This window comes from Streptomyces sp. NPDC005576, from assembly GCF_042871745.1.
In the GTDB taxonomy this organism is placed as follows: domain Bacteria; phylum Actinomycetota; class Actinomycetes; order Streptomycetales; family Streptomycetaceae; genus Streptomyces.
Genome location: NZ_JBIAJC010000012.1, coordinates 102,699 through 122,292 on the forward strand (window position 1 = coordinate 102,699; position 19,594 = coordinate 122,292).

21 protein-coding genes are annotated in these 19,594 nt (G+C 71.9%); 5 read left to right on the forward strand and 16 right to left on the reverse strand.

Features of this window, described 5'->3' with window-relative positions:
• Nucleotides 1-9 precede the first annotated feature (9 nt).
• The 4 genes from ACFYPN_RS22360 to ACFYPN_RS22375 all read right to left on the reverse strand — a co-directional run bounded on the left by ACFYPN_RS22360 (nucleotide 10) and on the right by ACFYPN_RS22375 (nucleotide 3,186).
• Nucleotides 10-1,002, reverse strand: a complete 993-nt coding sequence (locus ACFYPN_RS22360; RefSeq protein ID WP_358765928.1) for a xanthine dehydrogenase family protein subunit M — start codon at nucleotides 1,000-1,002, stop codon at nucleotides 10-12.
• Complete coding sequence (locus ACFYPN_RS22365) at nucleotides 999-1,595, reverse strand: 2Fe-2S iron-sulfur cluster-binding protein (protein ID WP_389300417.1); 597 nt, start codon at nucleotides 1,593-1,595, stop codon at nucleotides 999-1,001. The genes ACFYPN_RS22360 and ACFYPN_RS22365 overlap by 4 nt, the downstream gene beginning before the upstream one ends.
• A 75-nt stretch (nucleotides 1,596-1,670) precedes the next feature.
• Entirely contained in the window at nucleotides 1,671-2,060 is a 390-nt protein-coding gene (locus ACFYPN_RS22370; RefSeq protein WP_358765932.1) for a hypothetical protein, read from the reverse strand.
• 160 nt (nucleotides 2,061-2,220) lie between these two features.
• Nucleotides 2,221-3,186, reverse strand: coding sequence for an LLM class F420-dependent oxidoreductase (locus ACFYPN_RS22375; RefSeq protein ID WP_389300420.1), 966 nt, complete (start codon nucleotides 3,184-3,186; stop codon nucleotides 2,221-2,223).
• An 88-nt stretch (nucleotides 3,187-3,274) separates the two neighbouring features.
• On the opposite strand from ACFYPN_RS22375, the gene ACFYPN_RS22380 reads away from it, so the two are divergent.
• The 3 genes from ACFYPN_RS22380 to ACFYPN_RS22390 all read left to right on the forward strand — a co-directional run bounded on the left by ACFYPN_RS22380 (nucleotide 3,275) and on the right by ACFYPN_RS22390 (nucleotide 5,517).
• Nucleotides 3,275-3,598, forward strand: coding sequence for a DUF6479 family protein (locus ACFYPN_RS22380; protein WP_389300423.1), 324 nt, complete (start codon nucleotides 3,275-3,277; stop codon nucleotides 3,596-3,598).
• The gene (locus ACFYPN_RS22385; protein ID WP_389300426.1) at nucleotides 3,591-4,583 is read left to right on the forward strand and encodes a cation diffusion facilitator family transporter; all 993 of its coding nucleotides are present in this window, start codon (nucleotides 3,591-3,593) and stop codon (nucleotides 4,581-4,583) included. The genes ACFYPN_RS22380 and ACFYPN_RS22385 overlap by 8 nt, the downstream gene beginning before the upstream one ends.
• Nucleotides 4,584-4,692: 109 nt before the next feature.
• Nucleotides 4,693-5,517, forward strand: coding sequence for a VOC family protein (locus ACFYPN_RS22390; RefSeq protein ID WP_389300686.1), 825 nt, complete (start codon nucleotides 4,693-4,695; stop codon nucleotides 5,515-5,517).
• 93 nt (nucleotides 5,518-5,610) lie between these two features.
• Here ACFYPN_RS22390 and ACFYPN_RS22395 read toward each other — a convergent pair whose 3' ends face one another.
• Nucleotides 5,611-6,114, reverse strand: a complete 504-nt coding sequence (locus ACFYPN_RS22395; RefSeq protein ID WP_358757874.1) for a DUF6328 family protein — start codon at nucleotides 6,112-6,114, stop codon at nucleotides 5,611-5,613.
• A gap of 511 nt (nucleotides 6,115-6,625) precedes the next feature.
• Here ACFYPN_RS22395 and ACFYPN_RS22400 point away from each other — a divergent pair.
• Nucleotides 6,626-6,898, forward strand: a complete 273-nt coding sequence (locus ACFYPN_RS22400) for a hypothetical protein (RefSeq protein WP_389300429.1) — start codon at nucleotides 6,626-6,628, stop codon at nucleotides 6,896-6,898.
• 51 nt (nucleotides 6,899-6,949) lie between these two features.
• Here ACFYPN_RS22400 and ACFYPN_RS22405 read toward each other — a convergent pair whose 3' ends face one another.
• The 3 genes from ACFYPN_RS22405 to ACFYPN_RS22415 form a co-directional block, all read right to left on the reverse strand.
• Complete coding sequence (locus tag ACFYPN_RS22405; protein ID WP_389300431.1) at nucleotides 6,950-7,318, reverse strand: VOC family protein; 369 nt, start codon at nucleotides 7,316-7,318, stop codon at nucleotides 6,950-6,952.
• A gap of 333 nt (nucleotides 7,319-7,651) precedes the next feature.
• A complete protein-coding gene (locus tag ACFYPN_RS22410; RefSeq protein ID WP_389300434.1) occupies nucleotides 7,652-8,143 on the reverse strand; it encodes a GNAT family N-acetyltransferase in 492 nt (163 codons plus the stop codon).
• Nucleotides 8,144-8,227: 84 nt separating this feature from the next.
• Complete coding sequence (locus tag ACFYPN_RS22415) at nucleotides 8,228-9,328, reverse strand: CaiB/BaiF CoA transferase family protein (RefSeq protein ID WP_389300437.1); 1,101 nt, start codon at nucleotides 9,326-9,328, stop codon at nucleotides 8,228-8,230.
• Nucleotides 9,329-9,612: 284 nt separating this feature from the next.
• Here ACFYPN_RS22415 and ACFYPN_RS22420 point away from each other — a divergent pair, with 284 nt between their 5' ends.
• Complete coding sequence (locus ACFYPN_RS22420) at nucleotides 9,613-10,029, forward strand: organic hydroperoxide resistance protein (protein WP_358757864.1); 417 nt, start codon at nucleotides 9,613-9,615, stop codon at nucleotides 10,027-10,029.
• 137 nt (nucleotides 10,030-10,166) lie between these two features.
• Here ACFYPN_RS22420 and hemL read toward each other — a convergent pair whose 3' ends face one another.
• The 8 genes from hemL to ACFYPN_RS22460 all read right to left on the reverse strand — a co-directional run bounded on the left by hemL (nucleotide 10,167) and on the right by ACFYPN_RS22460 (nucleotide 19,504).
• Nucleotides 10,167-11,468 (reverse strand): glutamate-1-semialdehyde 2,1-aminomutase, encoded by a 1,302-nt coding sequence (gene hemL, locus ACFYPN_RS22425; protein ID WP_358757862.1) that lies wholly within the window; start codon nucleotides 11,466-11,468, stop codon nucleotides 10,167-10,169.
• The gene (locus ACFYPN_RS22430; protein WP_389300442.1) at nucleotides 11,465-13,510 is read right to left on the reverse strand and encodes an acetate--CoA ligase family protein; all 2,046 of its coding nucleotides are present in this window, start codon (nucleotides 13,508-13,510) and stop codon (nucleotides 11,465-11,467) included. Before ACFYPN_RS22430 ends, hemL begins: the two co-directional genes overlap by 4 nt.
• Nucleotides 13,507-14,904, reverse strand: a complete 1,398-nt coding sequence (gene hemA, locus ACFYPN_RS22435; RefSeq protein WP_389300445.1) for a glutamyl-tRNA reductase — start codon at nucleotides 14,902-14,904, stop codon at nucleotides 13,507-13,509. Before hemA ends, ACFYPN_RS22430 begins: the two co-directional genes overlap by 4 nt.
• A gap of 4 nt (nucleotides 14,905-14,908) precedes the next feature.
• A complete protein-coding gene (hemB, locus tag ACFYPN_RS22440) occupies nucleotides 14,909-15,925 on the reverse strand; it encodes a porphobilinogen synthase (protein ID WP_358757856.1) in 1,017 nt (338 codons plus the stop codon).
• A gap of 120 nt (nucleotides 15,926-16,045) precedes the next feature.
• Nucleotides 16,046-16,846: an aspartate/glutamate racemase family protein gene (locus tag ACFYPN_RS22445; protein WP_358757854.1), complete on the reverse strand. Its 801-nt coding sequence runs from the start codon at nucleotides 16,844-16,846 to the stop codon at nucleotides 16,046-16,048.
• Nucleotides 16,815-18,110, reverse strand: coding sequence for an FAD-dependent oxidoreductase (locus tag ACFYPN_RS22450; RefSeq protein ID WP_389300448.1), 1,296 nt, complete (start codon nucleotides 18,108-18,110; stop codon nucleotides 16,815-16,817). The genes ACFYPN_RS22445 and ACFYPN_RS22450 overlap by 32 nt, the downstream gene beginning before the upstream one ends.
• On the reverse strand, nucleotides 18,107-18,850 hold the full coding sequence (locus ACFYPN_RS22455; protein WP_389300451.1) for an arylmalonate decarboxylase: 744 nt from the start codon (nucleotides 18,848-18,850) through the stop codon (nucleotides 18,107-18,109). The genes ACFYPN_RS22450 and ACFYPN_RS22455 overlap by 4 nt, the downstream gene beginning before the upstream one ends.
• A gap of 234 nt (nucleotides 18,851-19,084) precedes the next feature.
• Entirely contained in the window at nucleotides 19,085-19,504 is a 420-nt protein-coding gene (locus ACFYPN_RS22460) for a hypothetical protein (protein ID WP_358757849.1), read from the reverse strand.
• Nucleotides 19,505-19,594 lie beyond the last annotated feature (90 nt).

Sequence of the window (19,594 nt, forward strand, 5' to 3'; positions counted from 1 at the left end):
GCCGACCGGTCAGGCTGAGGTGCGGCCGGTGAGTTCCGTGAGTACGTCGACGGTCAGCCTGCGGGCGAGGCCGACCTTGAAGGCGTTGTCGCGCAGCGGTCGGGCCGCGGCGAGTTCGGCGTCGGCGGCGCGGGCGAAGGTCTCGGCGGTGGCGGGGGCGTCGCGCAGCACGGCCTCGGCGGTGGTGGCCCGCCAGGGGCGGTGGGCGAGACCGCCGAAGGCGAGAGCGGCGTGCCGGACGCGGCCCTCGCGCACGGTGAGGACGGCCGCCACGGAGACGAGCGCGAAGGCGTACGAGGCGCGGTCGCGGACCTTGCGGTACAGCTGGGCCGATCCTTCGGGGCTCGGGGGCAGGGTCACCCCGGTGATGAGTTCGCCGGGGCGGATCACCGTGTCCTGGTCCGGGTTCTCCCCCGGCAGCCGGTGGAATCCGGTGACGGGGACGGTCCGTTCGCCCTCCGGCCCGTGGAGTTCGACGGTGGCGTCGAGGGCCGCGAGGGCGGCGGACAGGTCCGAGGGATGGGTGGCGACGCAGTTCTCCGAGTGGCCGAGGACGGCGAGGTCCCGGTGCGCGCCCTCGCGCGCGGGGCAACCGGTGCCGGGGACGCGCTTGTTGCACGGTTTGGACACGTCCTGGAAGTACGGGCAGCGGGTGCGCTGGAGGAGGTTGCCACCAGTGGTGGCGACGTTGCGCAGCTGGCCGGACGCCCCGGCGAGCAGCGCTTGGGAGAGGACCGGGTAGTGCGCGCGTACGAGGGGGTGGGCAGCGAGATCGCTGTTGCGGACGGTCGCCCCGATGCGCAGCCCGCCTTCGGGGGTGGGGTCGGTGCGGTCCAGCGGGAGCCGCGTGACGTCGATGAGGAGGTGCGGTGTCTCGACGCCGAGTTTCATCAGGTCGACCAGGTTCGTTCCGCCGCCGAGGAAGCGGGCGCCGGGGTGTGCCGCCCCCGCGCGTACGGCCTCGGTGACGGAGGCGGGTCGCAGATAGCCGAAGGGCTTCACGGGGCCACGTCCTGGATCGCTTCGACGATGTGGGGGTAGGCGCCGCACCGGCAGAGGTTGCCGCTCATCCGCTCGCGGATCTCGTCGGGCCCGAGGGCGACGGGGCCTTCCGCTGCGAGGGCGGCGGACGGGGTGGCGTGGGACGGGAAGCCCTTCTCCGCCTCGGCGAGCATGCCGACGGCGGAGCAGATCTGGCCGGGGGTGCAGTAGCCGCACTGGAGGGCGTCGCGGTCCACGAACGCCTCTTGCACGGGGTGGAGCCTGCCGTCCTCGGCGAGCCCCTCGACCGTGGTGACGCGGGCACCGTCCTGGGCGACGGCCGGCAGCAGGCAGCTGTTGGCCCGGCGGCCGTCGACCAGGACGGTGCAGGCCCCGCACTGCCCGTGGTCGCACCCCTTCTTGGCCCCGGTGAGGCCGAGGTGTTCGCGCAGCGCGTCCAGGAGGGTGGTGCGGTGGTCCAGCGTCACCGTCCGGGCCGCGCCGTTGACGTGCAGAGTGACGACAGAACGGTCGGGGAAGCCGAGGTCCTCCGGTACCCCCGGAGGGGGCAGGGCCTCACTCCCCGGATCGTCGGCCGGCCGGTGGGGTTCCATGCGCGGGTGCCTTCCGTTCTGCCTGTCCGGACGGTGCGATGCGGTGCGGGGTGGGCGGGGTGGTGCGCGGGGGCGTCAGCGGTTGGTGAGCCGCAGCCTGACTTCCTCTTCCTGGTCCCCCGCCGCGGTGCCCACGCTCTCGACCGAGAACGTCTGACCGAGCCCTTCCCGGAGCCGGTCGATGGCCCAGTAACCGCCCTGCGCGTCGACGGTGACCGACCCGCCGAGCGAGGCCTCACCGGCGGACTCCTTCGTCGTGGACACGTCGACGGTCGCGGACCACACGGTCGGGCGGGGCGTGTTCGCGTCGGAGGGCTCGTCGCCGGCGGACCGGTCGGAGGTGAAGGAGCGGCGGAGCACCTCGAACACGGTGCTCGCGTCGTCGGTCGTGCACTCGCTCAGCGAGACCAGGACGTCGTAGTTCTCCTGATGCTCGGAAGCGGTCTTGTCGCTGGTGTTCACCATGGTTCCTTTCTCGGGGGCCGGACGCGGCGGAGCCGGCCCGCTCCCAGGCTCGCCCCGCGGCCCGAAGTCGGCGACGCGGGTACGGCAGTCGGCCGAGTGCCTGCCCCGGGTCCTGCCCGGGAAGTCACCGCGTACGCGTGACGATCACGCGCAGGGCGCTCTACAGGGTGCGGAGTGCGGGCAGCAGCGTCTTCTCCGCCCAGGAGATGAAGGGCCGCTGGTGCGCCCCGCCCACCTGGACGAGGGCGATCTCGCTGAACCCGGCGTCGCGATAGGCCCGTACCGCTTCGACGAACTCGTCCACGTCGCTCCCGCACGGGATCGCGTCGGCGACGTCCTCGGGGCGTACGTACGCGGTGGCCTGGTCGAAGCCGTCCGGTCCCGGCAGCTCGGAGTTGACCTTCCAACCACCCACCGACCAGCGGAACTGCTCATGGGCCCGGGCGACGGCGGCGTTGCGGTCGGGGTCGTAACAGACGGGGAGCTGGCCGACCGAGGGCTTCCCGGCGCCACCGTGGCGGGCGAAGGCGTCGAGGAGTTCCGCTTTGGGCTCGGTGGCGACGACGAGGTCCGCCAGTTCCCCGGCGATGGCGCACGACCTCGGCCCGGAGACGGCGATCCCGATCGGCACCCGGGTCTCGGGGAGATCCCACAGCCGGGCGTTCTCCACCTGGAAGTGGGTACCGGCATGGTTCACCACGTCTCCGTCGAAGAGGGCACCGATGATCCGCACGGCCTCCTCCAGCATGTCGAGCCGGACCCTCGCGCGCGGCCACCCGGCACCGGTGACGTGCTCGTTGAGGTTCTCCCCCGATCCGAGCCCGAGGCGGAAGCGGCCCTCGGAGAGGATCTGGAGCGTCGCGGCCTTCTGCGCGACGACGGCCGGGTGGTAGCGCACGGTCGGGCAGGTCACGTACGTCATGAGCGGGATGGTGGAGGTGGCCTGTGCGGCCGCGCCGAGTACGGTCCAGGCGTACGGGGCGTGCCCCTGCTCGGACAGCCAGGGGAAGTAGTGGTCCGAGGTGACGGAGAAGTCGAACCCCGCCTGCTCGGCGGCGACGACATCGGCCACCAGCTCTCGCGGGCCGGTCTGCTCGGTCATCATCGTGTAGCCAATTTTCACCATATGAAACACCTCTCCCCTTATGTATCGACAAAACATGTATTCAGGTGAATGGCTGTCTGATCGTGAGCGTTCGGGGTATCCGGCTTGCATGGACGTATCAAACGGAGCCCAGGCCACTACCACCCTCGCCGTCTCGGGAGCGGTGGGCGCCGGCCTCATCATCGTCGCCATCGCCCTCGTGGCCCTGATCATCGGCGCCTTCTGGTTCGGCATGCGTCGCCGGGACAAGGAACTGCCGCCGCCGACCCCGGCGGAACAGCCCACTCCGCCGGCTCACCGGGCGCACATCGAGCAGGAGAACGTGCACGCCGACGACCACTTCCCCGGTGACGGAACCGCGCTGACCCCCTACGAGCTCGGGGAGCAGGACACCGGCACCACGCCGCCGGAGAGCGACCGGCCGCGTGACTGAGGGGATACCCACCGAGCGTCGGTCACCCGGCGCTCCCCCGGACGAACCCGACGCGGGGGCGGCGGGCGCGGAGAGCGGGAAGGCCGCCGATCGGCGGACCCGGACCACCGTGCTCGTCGCCCTCGCGGCGAATGTGGTGATCGTTGCCGCCAAGACCGTGGGCGGACTCCTGTCCGGCTCCCCGGCCCTGCTGTCCGAGGCGGCGCACTCGGTCGCCGACAGCGTGAACGAGGTCTTCCTCCTCGCCGCGCTGCGGCGCAGCCGCCGCCCGGCCGACGCGCGTCATCCGTTCGGCTACGGCAAAGAACGGTACTTCTGGTCCCTGCTGGCCGCGGTGGGGATCTTCGTCATGGGCGGCTGTTTCTCCTTCTTCCAGGGTTTCGAGGCACTGCGCAGCCGTGACGAAGGGTCCCCGTCCGGCTACGCGGTCGGCCTGGCCGTCCTCGGGGTGGCGTTGGTGGCCGAGGGCACGTCCCTCGTACGGGCCCTGCACCAGGTGCGGCACGAGGAGGGCGGCGCGAAGGACCCGGCGCTGCGCACGGTGGTCGCGGAGGACGCGACCGCCGTGGTCGGGGTCGTGCTGGCCATGGCCGGCATGGCACTGCACCTGGTCACCGGCAACGCCGTCTGGGAGGCGTCCGCCTCGCTGGCCATCGGGCTGCTCCTCGTTCACGTGGCCTTCCGGCTCGGCCGGGACGCCCGCGACCAGCTGATCGGTGAATCCGCCGATCCCGCGCTGCGCGAGGAGATCGGGGACTTCCTGGGCCGCCAGGCGGAGATCGACAATGTCGAGTCCCTCCTCACCATGCGGCTGGGGCTGGACTCGATCCTGGTCGCCGCCCGGGTGGACCTCTCGCCCGGCATCGACAGCGAGGAGGTCGAGCGGGTCTCCGTCCGCATCAGGCGGACGATCGGCCGGACATGGCCGCAGGCCGACCACGTCTACCTCGACATCACCAACGCCCCGCCCAGCGGTGGCGTCTGAGCCGCCCCGCCACGCGCGTGTTGCGGGACCGGTCCGGTCGGCCGACGCTTGTTCTGGCCCGGCGGCAGTCGGCCGACGGCCCGCCCGACCGTACGAAGGCAGTGTGAAGATGACCGGAAGCGATCCCCGTACACCCCCCGCCGCCGCGCCGCTCACCGGCGCGGCGGCACCCTGCTGGGTCAACCTGCTGACCCGTGATCTGGAAGCCGCGCAGCATTTCTACGGCCTCGCCCTGGGCTGGACCTTCCACTCCAGCAAACTCGGCGCCGAGTTCTCCGTGGCCCGGCGCGACGGGGTACCGCTGGCCGGCATCGGGGGTGTCTCGTCCTCGTACCAGACCGCTGTCGCCTGGCTTCCGTACTTCTCCGTGGACGACGCGGACATCGCGGCCGGGCGGGTCCGCGAGCGCAGCGGGACCGTGGCGGTCGGGCCGCTGACTCTCGGCCAGGGGCGCGGGGTCCTGGCGTCGGACCGGGACGGAGCGGTCTTCGGCCTCTGGGAGCGGCTCACGCCCGCCGCAGCTCGTCCCGCGGCCGCCGAACGCTCGTACGCCTGGCTGCGACTGCGCACCCGGAACGCGTTCGACGCGGCGATCTTCTACGGCGAGGTACTCGACTGGGCCAGCGGCCGGCCCGGCAGTTGCGAGGTCTCCTACGAGGAGGAGGAGGTCATCGTGCGCTGCGAGGACCGCCCGCTGGCACGGATCAGTTCGGGAGCGGTGGAAGCCTCGCCCGATCCGGTCACGCGCCCCCACTGGCAGGTGCAGTTCCTGGTGGAGGACGTGGCGGAGACCGCGAAGGCCGTTCGCCGCTTCGGCGGCACCGTCATCGCGCACAACGACGTCCGGGGTGGTACCGAGGCGGTGGTGCGCGACCCCGACGGGGCGGTCTTCGGTGTCACCGACGCCAGCAGCCCGGAGGTCGCCGGGGCCTGAGACGGCCTGACGGGTCCGGGCTGCGTGGGGCCGGGTGGGAGTTTGGACTGCATGGGGTCGGGCTGCGCGGGGTCCGGGCTGCGTGGGGTCCGCTCAGGACTCCGCCGGCGTGGTCTCCTTGCGGTTGTCGCGGGCGATCGCCCACAGCGGGAAAACGAACCAGCAGACGGCGAACCAGAGCGCCATGCCGGCGACGAGCCAGAGCGCCAGCTGGTTGTGGAGCGCCACCCGCAGGATGAGCAGCAACGCGCTGCACATGGTGCAGAAGAGCAGAACGAGCCCGAGTATCGTCAGCCGCGCCGCCCAGGCGACGGTCTGCGGCTTCATCCGTCGGCCGGAGAGCAGCCGGTGGTAGGAGACGGGGCCGATGAGGGCCGCGGCCGTCGACGAGCCCAATATCACCGTGACGACGTAAATGGTCCGGTCGGTATGGGCCAGTTCGGCGAAGCGCGGCTGGAAGACCACGGCGAGCAGGAATCCGAACAGGATCTGTACACCGGTCTGCGCGACCCGCAGCTCTTGGAGCAACTCCCCCCACTGCCGGTCCGCCCGCTCCTCCAAACTCTCCTGCCGTCCGTCGTCCCGAGCGACCGCCACCGGAATTCTCCCCTCATCGACTGGCCGGCCGGAGACATCCCCCCGGCCGGAGACCTACGCCTTCCCCTCCCTCGTACCGGTGAATCCTGCGATGATCACACTGATGGGCGCTGCGGGTCGCCGGTGGACGCGCTCCAGGGGGTGCCCGTGATCGTGAGCGGTGTCGTCAGGGGCGGGCGCCCGGCGATCGTTACGGGCGGCCTGAACCGGGACCCGGGCGGGGGTGAGCGCGGCTCGCGCCGACGCCATTGCGGCAGCGCGATGCAACTGCCCTTCTGCCTTTCGCAGTTGGAGTTCCAGGCAACGTCGCGCACTGATGGCGGACGGATCGTCATGACCGGCCGCGTCCTGTCCATCGCGGAGGGCGTCACCGAACCGGCCCGACCGGACTTCGCGATCCTGGCCCATGCGCCGGCCGGCCTCGACCTGCCGCCGCCGGTGGTGGTGGTGGTCGAGAACGTGCTCGGCGACCTGCCGCCCATCAAGGACGAGCTGTCCCCCGGCCAAGCACGTGGACGCGTCGGGGTGCCCGGCCTTCGTACGGGCCACCGCTCAGGACCCGCCGGGCCTGCCCAACGCCCTGGAGTGGGCCCCGGCGCCGGCGGCTGCCGCGGTACCGGTGCAGTTGCACGTCTGCCCGGGCGGCGGCCACGGTATCGGCCTGGCCGACGGGGTGGAATACGGCGGCGAGCAGCACAAGTTCATTGCGCGCGAGCCGCACACCGCGTCCTGGACGACCGCGTGCGCGGCCTGGCTGCGGCGGGAGGGCGTTCTTGCCGACTGACGCCTCCCGTGTCGCAGGACAGGCGGGACGTCGACGCGCCCCGGAGCAGCGTCACCGAGCCGGGATCGGCTGGGTCAGGTTCACCGGGTTGCCGTCGGGGTCCAGGATGTGGGCGACGCGCTGTCCCCACGGCATGTCGTTCGGGCCGCCGCGGACCGAGCCACCCAGCGCCGTCACCCGGCCGAGTGTCTCGTCGACATCGTCGACACCGATGCTGAGCAGGATCCGCGGTGCCGCCCCGGTCCCGGGGTCCCTCTTGGCCACCAGCCCGAGGTCGGTGTCGCCGATGCGCAAGCCGAAGTAGAAGGCCGGGCCTTCCGCCGGTACCCGGAAGATCTCCTCGGCGCCGAACAATCCCGTATAGAAGCCGACCAGGACCTCGTGGTCGGCAGTGATGATCACTGGCTGGATGGTGGACATGGCACTCCTGTCGAGAACGGTCCTGTCACTGGGCAGACCCTTCGGGGACCGAGAACTCATCGGCAGAACCACCCCGCCGGTGCACTCTTCACCGGCCTGCGACGAAGCCGGAGACCGCGGTGCGGGCGGCGGCCCGGCTGGGCCGGGAACTCGTGGCGGGCAACTCCCGTCCGCAGGAGACCAGCCGTTGGCCCCGCCGACCACCCGCCGGGGAGAGCCGGCTCTCCCGTGCGGCGATGCCAGTGATGCCGTCGCACCCGCGGGTCACGGGCGGACCGCCCGGCCGTGCAACGCGTCATGTGCCACCCCCGCACCACTGCCCCGTGAGGACGCTCAGGCGATGTGGAGCATCAGTTCGGGCCGGTCCCACATGACGTACGGCGGGGTGGCGGCGACCGTACCGGTGCGCTCGGCGCCGACGCGGCGGTAGAAGCCCTCACTGGGCGGGTGCGCGACCACCCGCACGGCGTCGAGGCCGGCCCGGACGGCCTCCTCCCGCAGGTGCGCGACCAGCCGCCCGCCCATCCCGTGGCCCTGGGCGGCATCGGAGACGAACATGAGGTCCAGCTCGCCGAGGCCGCGGCGTTCACCCGCATCGAGCACGAGGGAGTAGAAGCCGAGCACCGGGCCTTCGGTCCCTGCCACGGCGACGAAGACCCGGTGGGCCTCGATGTAGTCGGGCCCGACGCGGTACCCCTCGACCATGGGCGCCCAGTGGCCCTCGTACGCCCGCGACGTCCTGACCAGGCGCGTCAGACGCCTGGCGTCCCGGGCGAGGGCCCGTCTGATGAGTGGCGCACCGAGGTCGGTGCCGCGCGCGTTCATCCGGCAAGTATCACCCGGGCGGTTCGGCTACGCCCGGGCGGTTCGGCTACGCGCGGGCGGTTCGGCTACGCGCGGGCGGTTCGGCTACGCCTCGGGCGTGGTCCGCCGCTCCGGCTGCCGGACCCAGTCGGCCAGCACGGCCGCGGTCTGCTCCCCCGGCACCGGCGAAGGGCCGGGGGCGGCAGTGGGGGTGCGTCCGAAGCGGGACGCCGGGGCCACCTGGCGGGCACCGTCGAGCTCGAGGAAGGCGGCGCGTGCGGCGAGCTGCGGATGACGCGCCGCCTCATCGGCCGAGAGCACCGGAACCGTGCCCGCGTCGACCGCGGAGAAGACCTTCGCCCAGTGATCGCTGTCGTGCAGGCGGAACCGCGCGGCGATCTGGCTCCGCAGGAGATCCCACTGCTCCGGGTCGTCCCGGTCGGCGAGGTCCGGCGCGTCGTGCAGGTCCAGCTGGAGCAGGAGGGCCTGGTAGAGGCGTGGTTCGATGGCGGCGACGGCCATGTGCCGGCCGTCGGCGCAGGTGTACACGGCGTAGTGGGGCGCGTCGGTCACGGTGTGCACGCCCGGGGCCGCGCGCCACTGGTGGACCAGGGTCGTGACGAGCGCGGCACCGTCGCTGAGCGCGGTGTCCACGACCTGCCCCTGCCCGGAGACGGAACGCTCGTACAGGGCCGCGAGGAGTGCCTGGACGTGGGCCATCCCCCCGCCGGCGAAGCTGGAGAGATAGGCGGAGGGCGGCAGGACGGGAGCACCTGTCTCCGGGTCCCGCTCCAGAGCCCCGGTGAGCGCGAGGACGGCCAGGTCGTGTGCGGTCCGCTCCGCCCACTCGCCCGACTGGCCCCAGCCGCTCAGCCTGCCGTAGACGAGCCGCGGGTTCCGGGCGAGCGCCTCGCGCGGGCCGATGCCGAGGCGTTCGGCCACACCGGGCCGGAAGCCCTCCACCGTCACGTCGGCGTGGGCGGCCAGCAGGAGTGCGGTCTCCACCCCCTCCCGGCTCTTCAGATCGATGGCCACCGAACGGCGGCCGCGGTTCAGCGGGTTCGGACCGGACGCGCCCGCCGCGGTGGCGGCGGCGCGGTCGACGCGCACCACGTCGGCCCCGAAGCCGGACAGCACGGTGGCGACGAACGCGGTCGGGGCGGAGCCCGCGAACTCCAGTACTCGAACGCCCTGCAGCGGACCCACGGGATCAGCTCCTCTTCATTGCGGGAAAACCGGGGAAACCGGGGAAATTGCGGAAACGGGGAGATCCCCGGAGGGCACCGGGAAAGGGTGATCCTCACCAGGGAAGTGACTCTCCCGGAGAACCTATGTCCGCCCATTCGCCGGGTCACTGCGGGAATCCGTAGCGCGCCCCGCGAGCGCGGAAGCCCAGGGTTGCATGAGGCCTCTTCCGCCTCTCCGCAGGTCTTCTTCCGGTTTTTTCCTGTAAGCCCCGGAAGCGCCCCCAAGAGAAGGGAAACCAGCACATGGGAATCGTCTACACCGCCGAGGTGGAGTCGTCCGGGGACGGCCGCAAGGGCCGGGTGCGTTCCTCGGACGGGCTTCTGGACGCGGCTCTGACCAGCCCGAAGGAGGTCGGGGGCGCCGGAGACGCCACCAATCCGGAGCAACTGTTCGCGGCCGGCTGGGCCGCCTGCTTCCACAGCGCTCTGCGGCTGTCCGCACGGGAGTCAAAAGTCGCTCTGCATGACGAACTGGTGACCGCCCGGGTCTCGTTGAACAAGGGCGAGAGTGGCTTCTTCCTTTCTGCGGAGATCGTGGTGGATATTCCGGGCGTCCGCCACGAGGAGGCAGAACGGCTCGCCGCTCAGGCGCACGGAAGGTGCCCCTATTCGAAGGCTGTCGGCGGAAATGTCGACGTGGCGGTGACGGTGAGGGTCTGACCCCGCCCCGGCCGGGGGTGTGACGACTTCGTGTCCGGAGCATCCCCGGCTCCCGCCGACATGAAGGTCGGCACGGCACACCGGCGCCCCCGCGGTCACCACTCTTCCGCGGGGGCGCCGGTCGTCCGTCGCGTTCCTCAGCGCGCCGCCGGGGCCTGCGCCTTCGCCGCCGCGAGGGCCGCGGCGGGCAGTGCGTCGACGACCCGGTCGACGGCGGTGTCGTCGTGCGAGGCGGAGACGAACCACGCTTCGAAGGGCGAGGGGGGCAGATAGACGCCCTGGCGCAGCAACTCGTGGAAGAAGGCGGTGTAGCGGTACGACTCCGTGGCACGCACGTCGTCGAAGTCGACCACGGCACCGTCGGTGAAGAACACCGAGAACATCGTGCCGGAGTACTGGACCCGGTGGGCGACCCCGACCCGTTCCAGGGCAGCGGACACCTCCCGCCCGAGGGTGGAGGACACCGTCTCCAGCCGGGCGTACACCTCAGGGGTGCAGTGCCGGAGTGTGGCGAGGCCGGCCGCGGTGGCCAGCGGGTTCCCCGACAGGGTGCCGGCCTGGTAGACCGGTCCCGACGGGGCGAGGTGGCCCATGACGTCCGCCCGGCCGCCGAAAGCCGCCGCGGGGAAGCCACCGCCCATCACCTTGCCGAAGGTCAGCAGGTCGGGGGCGACCGAGTCGCGTCCGTACCAGCCGGAAGGGCCGGCCCGGAACCCGGTCATCACCTCGTCGGAGATGTACAGCGCGCCGTGGCGGGCGGCGATCTCCTTGACCCCGGCGTTGAAACCCGGCAGCGGCGGTACGGCGCCCATGTTGCCGGGCGCGGCCTCGGTGATGACGCAGGCGATCTCGTCGCCGATCTCCGCGAACACCTTCTCGACCGAGGACAGGTCGTTGTAGGGCACGACGACAGTGTCGCCGGTCTGCGCGCCGGTCACTCCGGGGGTGTCGGGCAGCGCGAAGGTGGCGAGGCCCGAACCCGCCGAGGCCAGGAGGGCGTCCACGTGCCCGTGGTAGCACCCGGCGAACTTGAGGATCTTGTTCCGTCCGGTGAAACCCCGGGCGAGCCTGATCGCCGACATCGTGGCCTCGGTGCCCGAGTTGACGAGTCGCACCTGTTCCACCGGGTCGACGCGGTTGACGATCTCCTCGGCGAGTTCCACCTCTCCCGCGGACGGGGCGCCGAAGGACGTGCCGTTCCCGAGCGCCTTCCCGACGGCTTCCACGACCGCCGGGTGACGGTGTCCCAGGATCATCGGCCCCCAGGAGCAGATGAGGTCGACGTACTCCTTGCCCTCGGCGTCGGTCAGGTAGGGGCCGGAGGCCGAGGCGATGAAGGGCGGGGTTCCGCCGACCGCGCCGAAGGCCCGCACCGGGGAGTTGACTCCGCCGGGGGTGACCTTCTTCGCCCGCTCGAACCACTGCGCGCTGGTGGTCACAGGGCCTCCTCCGTCTCTGTGGTGAGGGCGGCGTCCAGCACGACGGCGCCCCGGGCCAGCACCCGTACCGGGTTCAGGTCCAGCGAGTAGCCCGGTGACCAGTGCTGGACCAGGTCGGCCACGCGGTGCAGGACTTCGGCGGCGGCCGCCTTGTCGGCGGCGGGCCGGCCGCGGACGCCGTCGAGCAGCGCGGCGCCGCGCAGTTCGGCGAGGATCTCGGCGCCCTCGCCGGGCCGCAGCGGCAGCAACCGGTGGGCCACGTCGCCGAGAACCTCCGTGAAGATGCCGCCCAGTCCGGCCGTGAGGACCGCGCCGAGGTCGCTGGAGTGGACTCCGACGATGAGCTCGACACCCTCCTCCACGAGTTCCTCGACCAGCACGCCGCCGCCGAGAGCCGCCAGTTGCCGGAAGGACTCGGCTGCGGTGTCCTCGGTGACGCCGACCCGCACGCCACCCGCCTCGGTCTTGTGCAGCAGACCGGCGACGACGGCCTTGAACACCGCCCGGCCGCCGGCCTCCCGCACGGCGTCCACGGCGTCCCCCTCGTCGGCCGCGATCCGGCCGCGGGGCACGGCGATGCCCGCGTCGGCGAGCAGCGCCTTCAGCTCCGGTTCGGTGGCCCCGGCCGGGGCCACCCCGTCGGCGGGTGCCGCGGCCGGCAGTTCGGGCCGCGGTCGCGACACCTCCCAGAGGGCCGCCGCCGCGCGCAGGGCGCGGCCCGGTGTCGGGTACTCGGGCAGCCCGGCCGCGCGCAGGTCGCGCGGGGCGTCGGGGGCGAGGAAGTCCGCGCCGGTACGGGCCACCAGGATCGGCTTGCCACCCTTCTCGGCCGCCTTGCGGAGACTGGTGACGGCCTTCTCGACGTCCGGGCCCGCCATCACGCAGAAGCAGGCGACGATGATGTCCACGGTGTCGTCGGCGATCAGCACGTCCAGGGACCGGTCGAAGAGGGACGGGTCGCTGAGGACGGTGGCGGTGATGTCCACCGGATTGTCGACGGCGCCGAAGGCGGGGACGATCTCGCCGAGCGCCGCCTTGCTCTCCGGCCGCAGCGGGCTCAGCTCCAGCCCGCTCCCCTCGATGGCGTCGGCGGCCAGGATGCCCGAGCCGCCGGAGGTGGTCACGACCGCGACGCGGTTGCCGGACGGGCGGCGCTCGGACTCGAAGACGCGTGCCACGTCGAGGAGTTCGTCGATGTCGTCGACGCGGACGATGCCGAGCTGGCGCAGCGCGGCGTCCAGCACCCGGTCGTCGGTGGCGAGGGCCCCGGTGTGTGAGGCCGCGGCGCGTCCGCCGGCCTCGGTGCGGCCGGACTTCAGCAGGGCGACCGGTTTGCCGGACCCGGCGAGCGCACGCAGCGTGCCGATGTCGGGGGTGTCCTCCAGGTAGCCGAGGAGACCGGACACTTCGGGGACGTCCGCCAGCTCTCTGAGGACTTCCAGGGCCGTCACGTCGGCGTCGTTGCCGGTGCTGACGACCCAGCCCGGACGGAGTCCGCGCTCCAGCGCCAGGCTGGCGGCGCCGAAGCCCAGCGCGCCGCTCTGGCTGACGAAGGCGAGGGTGCCGGGTTCGAAGGGCACGTCCTCCGCCCCGAAGAGCGGACTGAAGGTCGCCAGGACCCGGTTCTCGTAACCGACGGCGCCGATGCAGTTGGGGCCGATGACGCGCAGGCCCCCGGCCCGGGCCTTCGCCACGATCTCGTCCTGCAGCCGTGCGCCCTCCTCCCCCGTCTCGGCGAAGCCCGAGGAGGCGATGATGGCGACGGGAACCCCTGCCGCGACGCAATCGTCGATCGCGTCCGCGACCCGTGCCGCGGCGACCATGATGAGGGCGAGGTCGACGGGTCCGGGGGCGTCCTTGACGCTGGGGTACGCGGGGACGCCCAGGATCTCGGCCGAGCGTGGGTTGACGGGCAGGATGCGGCCCTTGTAGCCGTACCGCAGCAGGTAGTCCATGGGCTTGCGGCCCAGTGCGCCGGGGCGCTCGCTCGCGCCGATCACCGCGATGGAATCGGCATTCCACAGCGCCGAGATGTCACTCATACGATGGCCTCGATCTGTTCCGTGGTCGGCTTGGGGTCGGTCGTGGGCCGTGCGGGGTCCAGGGGTACGAAGACCGCGCCGAGCGCCTCGATGTAGCGCGCGCCGTCCGCGTCGGCGGCGAGTTCGCGTACCCGGACGGTCGGCCGGTGCAGGAACTTGTCGATGATGCGGCGGACGCTGCGGTCGATCTCCTGGTGCGCGGCCTGGTCGATGCCGTGCAGTCGCTTGGACAACCGGTCCAGTTCCGCGTCGGCGGCCTCGGTCACCGACCGGCGCATGGCGGCCAGGACCGGGCCCGCCCCGGCGAGCCGGAGGCTGGTCCGGAAGGCTCCGACCTCCTTGTCGACGAGGACGTGGGCGGCCCGGACGCTGGCGACCGAGAGTTCGTCCTGCTCGCCCTCCTCGGCGATCCGCTTGAGATCGACGAACGTGACGCCGGGGACGCCGGCCGCGGCGGGCGTGATGTTGTGGGGCATGGCCAGGTCCAGGACGAACAGTTCGCGGCCCTGACGGGCGGCGACGGCGGCGACCACCTCGTCGAGGCCGACGACGTGGCCGGTGGCTGCGGTCGCCCCGACGATCACGTCGACCTCGGTCAGCAGCCGCGGCACCTCGTCGAGGGCGAAGCCCTGGCCACCGGTGGTCGCGGCGAGGCGTTGGGCCTTCTCCGGGGTGCGGTTGGCCAGGTGGACCCTGCTCAGCCCGGACCGGCGCAGGGCGGCCACCACGACTCCGGCCATGGACCCGGCGCCGATCACCAGGGCGGTCTTGCCGGTGAGGGATCCCACCTCCCGTTCGAAGAAGGCGAGGCCCGCGGTGGCCAGGGACCGGCCGGCTTCGTTCAGGCCGGTCTCGTTGCGGGCGCTCTTGCCGACCCGCAGAGCCGTCTGGACCGCCTTGGTCAGCACCTTGCCGGTGTGGCCGAGCTGCTGGGAGCGGTCCAGGCCCAGCTTCACCTGGCCGAGGATCTGGTCCTCGCCCACGACGACCGAGTCGAGTCCGGACGCCACGGTGAACAGGTGCCGGACGGCCTCGTCCGCCTGGTGCGAGTAGAGGTGCGGTTCGAGTTCGGCCCGCGCCACGCCGGTGTGTTCGGCGAGGAGGTCGAGCACGCCGCTCTCGTCGGCGTGCGGCCGGGCTTCGGCGTACACCTCCAGGCGGTTGCAGGTGGAGACGACGACGGCGGCGTCGACACCGTCGACGGAGGCGACGTCGCGGACCAGATCGTCGATCGGGCGGTCGGTGCCGGCCAGCCTTTCCAGGAGGTCCAGCGGGGCGGTGGCGTGGCTGATCCCGAGTGCCAGGATTCCGGGACCCCCGGTGTCCGGGGCCGCGGGGCGGCCCGCCGGGCCGGGGGTGGTCGCGTCGGAGCGGGGGGAAGCGTGGAGTGTCATGGGATCACTGGTCCAGGCTGTCGGCGAACTCGGTCGCCCAGTACGTGATGATCTGGCGGGCGCCCGCCCGGTGGATGGCGGTGAGGCTCTCCCGGACGGCGTTGTCCCGGTCGATCCAGCCCCGGGCCGCGGCGGCTTCGATCATGGAGTACTCGCCGGACACCTGGTAGGCGGCGACCGGGACGTCCACGTGGGCGGCGATGAGGCTCAGGATGTCCAGGTAGGCCAGGGCGGGCTTCACCATGACCATGTCGGCGCCCTCCGCGAGGTCGAGATCGACCTCGCGGAGGGACTCCCGGATGTTGCCGGGGTACTGCTGGTAGCCCTTGCGGTCACCCGTGAGGGTGGACTCGACGGCGTCGCGGAAGGGCCCGTAGGAGGAGGAGGCGTACTTGGCCGAGTACCCGAGGATCGCCACGGACTGGTGGCCGGCGGCGTCCAGCGCCTCGCGGATGCGGCGCACCTGACCGTCCATCATCCCGCTGGGGGCGACGACGTGGGCGCCCGCGTCGGCCTGGACCACGGCTGCCTGGGCGTACAGCTCGATGCTCGCGTCGTTGTCGACGTCGCCGTTCGCGTCCAGCACACCGGTGTGGCCGTGGTCGGTGTACTCGTCCAGGTTGATGTCGCCGATGACGACGGTGGAGTCGCCGACCTCCTCGTACACGTCGCGCAGCGCGGTCTGGAGAATGCCCTCCGGATCGACCGCGCCGGAGCCGGAGGGGTCCCTCTGCTCCGGTATGCCGAACAGCATCAGCGCCCCGACGCCCTTGTCGACCGCCTCCACGGCGGCCTTGCGCAGTGTGTCGCGGGTGTGCTGGTACACGCCGGGCATGGAGGAGATCTCCCGGGGATCCTTCAGCCCTTCGCGCAGGAAGAGGGGCTGTACGAGGTTGGCGGCCGACACCCGTGTCTCGGCGGTCAGCCGGCGCAGGGCGGGGGTCCGGCGCAGGCGGCGGGGGCGGTAGAAAGGAGCGGGGCTTCCGCCGGAGGAGGAGTTCAGGCCGTAGGCGATGGACATGGTGATTCTCCTGGGTGAGAAAACGGAGGGGCGGTGCGGGCGGGTCCGGCGCGGGACGGCTCGGCGCGGAAGCCGGGCGCGCAAGTCCGGCGCGGGGGTGGTCGGACGGCGGGAGGGGGCTTACAGCGCGGCGCCCAGGAAGACCTTCTCCAGGTGGGTGGTGACGGCCGGGTCGGGCCGGCTGAACCAGTAGCCGTGCTTGCTGCGGTTGAACAGGCCCAGTTCACCGAGGTTGACGAAGGTCTCGGCGAGCTTGACGGTCAGGCCCGCCGGGTCGATGACCGGCAACCCGTGCAGTTCGTGGATGCCGAGGTGCCAGAGGATCTCGTTGGGGATGCCCTCGGCGGGGACGATGACCTCGGCCCCGGCCGCGGCAGCCCGCGCCGCGGCGGCGGAGTACACCTCGACGAACTGGTCGAAGTCACCCTCCAGCGAGCGGTGGACGGAATCCCAGCCTCCGGGGACGACCTCGTACCCGGTGAGCGAGGAGGCGAGACCGTAGCGCTGGATGTTGGCGCGGATGGGCTCTTCGAGCGGGGGCATGAAGCCGAGGACCGAGAAGCGCTGCCCGGTCATGGCTGACAGGAAGAAGGCGCTCTCCCCGTAGCCGAGGGTCGGGATGCCGGCCAGGTGTCGCGCGTCGCGCAGGCCCGGGTCCTGGCCGGCCGCGATCACCCACGCGTCGTACCCCTCGCGCTCGGCCGTCACCGCGGACTGCGCGAAGTGCTGGGAGAACAGCACCTGTGCGGAGTGGTGGCCGACGAGTCCGAACGGCGTCCGCGCGGGGTAGGTCTCGGCGGGCAGCGTCTTGATGTCGACCGTGGTGCCGGGCGCGACGATGGCGTCCAGATGCTCCCGGTACCACTGGTCCAGGAGCGGGATGCGGCCTTCAACGGTGTGTTTGTGAAACCAGATCTTCATGCGCTTCGTCCTTCACTGCGGTGACGGTCGGGGTGGGCGCGCTCGGTTCCTCGGGGGTGGGGGCGGGACGGTCCAGGGGTCTCGGCGCGCAGTCCAGCAGCGAGGCGCCGGTCAGGTAAGCGAGGGCGGACCCGGGGTCGGCTGCGGTGCGGCGGATCTCCGCCAGCGCCCGTACCAGCGCCCCCGCTTCGTCGATGCCGGCGGTGCGCGCCTCGCTGCGGGGGATGACCGACGACGTGACGACGGACCGGCGGAGTTCCAGGGCGTCGGTCAGGGTGGAGTCGGGGGCCCGGCCCGTGTGCACGTCCACCAGGGCGCGTCCGACGGCGACGGCGTCGTGGATCCCGCAGTTCATGTTCATGCCGCCCGCGGTCGAGGTCAGGTGCGCGGCGTCGCCGACGAAGAGCAGACGACCGGCGCGGAACCGGGGCAGCACGGCGGAGACCAGTCGGTAGGTGTGGGCGTCGGCGACCGGCAGTTCCGCGCCGGCACCGGGCAGCGCCCGGGTGAGCAGAGCGCGGACCGCCTCGGGGGTCACCACCTGCGAGCGGGGGACGTCCCGGGGGATGCGGAAGATGAGCCGCCAGTGGTCGGGCATGCCGAGCACGCTGTACGAGGCACGGGCGTCCCGGACGTAGGTGAGCGGCGCGAGGCCGGGGACCAGCTCGTCGAGCGGCTCCCGGGTGACGATCCGCAGGGCGTAGTGCGGGTACGCGCGGCCGCCGGAGGGAAGACCGGCGAGGTCGCGGAGGGTGCTGCGGCTGCCGTCCGCGGCCACCACGTGCTGGTAGTGGCCGGTGTGGGCGGTCCGGCCGTCCCGGGTGTCCCCCGCGGTGAGCTCGACCGCGTCCGGCGTCGCGTGGACGGCGGTGACGGCGGTGCCGAAGCGGAGGGTCGCGCGCCCGGTGTCCTGGAGAGCGGCGAGCAGGAGCGGGGTGAGCCGGGACTGCTCGACGTGGAGACGGTGCGGGTGCCCGGTGGTGCCGGCCAGAACGCGGTAGTCGAGTTCGGCGTGGACGTGTCCGTCCAGGTTCCGCCATTGGATGCGGTCGGCCACGCGTCCCAGCCGGTGCAGCCCGGCCGCGACGCCGAGTTCGTGGAGCAGGTCGAGGGTGGACGGGTGGAAGGTGGAGGCGCGGGAGGCCGTGGACAGGGCCGGCTCCGCCTCGTAGACGGTCACCGGGATTCCGGCGCGCGCCAGGACCAGTGCGGCGGTCAGCCCGACGGGGCCGGCCCCCACCACGGCGACGGGCACGGCGGTCACGGCGCGACCGTGCGGCCGGAGAGCCGTTGCAGCAACGGGTGGACGTCGGGACCCGAGAGGGGCAGGCCGAGGGTGTCACGGGCCCACCAGGCGCCGGCCAGGTTCGAGGTCAGGAGCGGGCGGCCGGAGTCCTGGGCGAGCTCCGCCAGAGCGTCGAAGGTGAACATGCCGGTGCCGGTGAAGAGCAGCGCGACACCGTCCGGGAGCGTCGCCCCTCTCACCTGGGCGACGAGTTCCTCCGTGGTGACGTCGTACGGCGAGAAGACGTCGCCCGCCCGCACCTTCACCACCTGCTCGACGCCGAGACCGGCGTCGCGCCAGTAGGTCTCGGAGAGTTCGGTGAGCCAGGGCACGTACGGGGACACCAGGACCAGCTTGTCCACCCCGGCGGCCTCGGCCGCGGCCAGGATGGCGAGGGCGGCGGACCGGACGGGGCGCCCCGTCCGCTGGGAGAGCCGGTCGCAGAGTTCGCTGTCACCCCGGGGCGACAGCAGGTAGTGCGAGCCGGTGCAGGCCACCAGGACCGCGTCGAGGTCGAGGCTGCCGAAATCGCCCAGGGTGCTGGGGAGAACTTCGTTGTACCTTCCGAGCCGACCTCGGAGTTCCGTGTCCGGGAGGACGGGAAATCGGGTCGTGTGGATACCGGCGTGCGGAGCCATGAGGCGGGTCAATTCCGGTTCCACAGCGGCGTTCGCCGGGGGCACGACCACGCCCAGTCTCGACGGTCTTTCCGGAGCCATAACGTCTTCCTCCCCTACTCGCTTTCTTCGACAGAAGAAAAGCTAGGCGCATGCGCGGCGGGAGCCACTACGGGAATCCGTAGACCTCCGGAGGAGAGAAATGAAAAAGCGGGGTGGGTGAAGAAGTGGAATCACTCTTCACCCACCCCGCCGGGAGCGGTATGCGCGTCACACCATTCTGACGAGCCGGGGTGTGAACACAGGACCCGTTCGGCGAAATACGCCCCAGCTCGCCTACGGGGCAGCCGTCCGCGCTATCAGTTCATCGATCTTCGCCCGCCGGGTGAGGGAGCCGTTCACGGCCCAGAAACCCTCGGGTATCTCGTTCACCAAGGTCCAGACGACGGGCTCACCACCGGCCGCCGCCTGCAGGATCCAGGTGATCTCCGTGGCCAGCGACTCGTTCCGTTCGGGATCGAGGAATCCCCCCAGCGGAGTCACGACGACGAGAAATCCGGGCTCGACCCCCGGGATACCGGTCGCCGCACCACCTTTTTCGGTTTCACGGACGTACACCCAGGTAGCGCCCGAAAAGAAATCTGTTTGTGGCAGCCCCATCCACTTCAGGACCGCCTCGGCCACGTCCTTCTGCACTGCGGGCAGGGCCGGTCCGGGAAGCAAGCCCGAGGGGGCGGTGATTTCGACAAGCGGCATGGCAGATCCCCTGATATCTCATTCGACGTGGACTGAGAACTGTCCCGACTGCACCGAAAATATCCCCGGACGCACACCCGGGACACTACG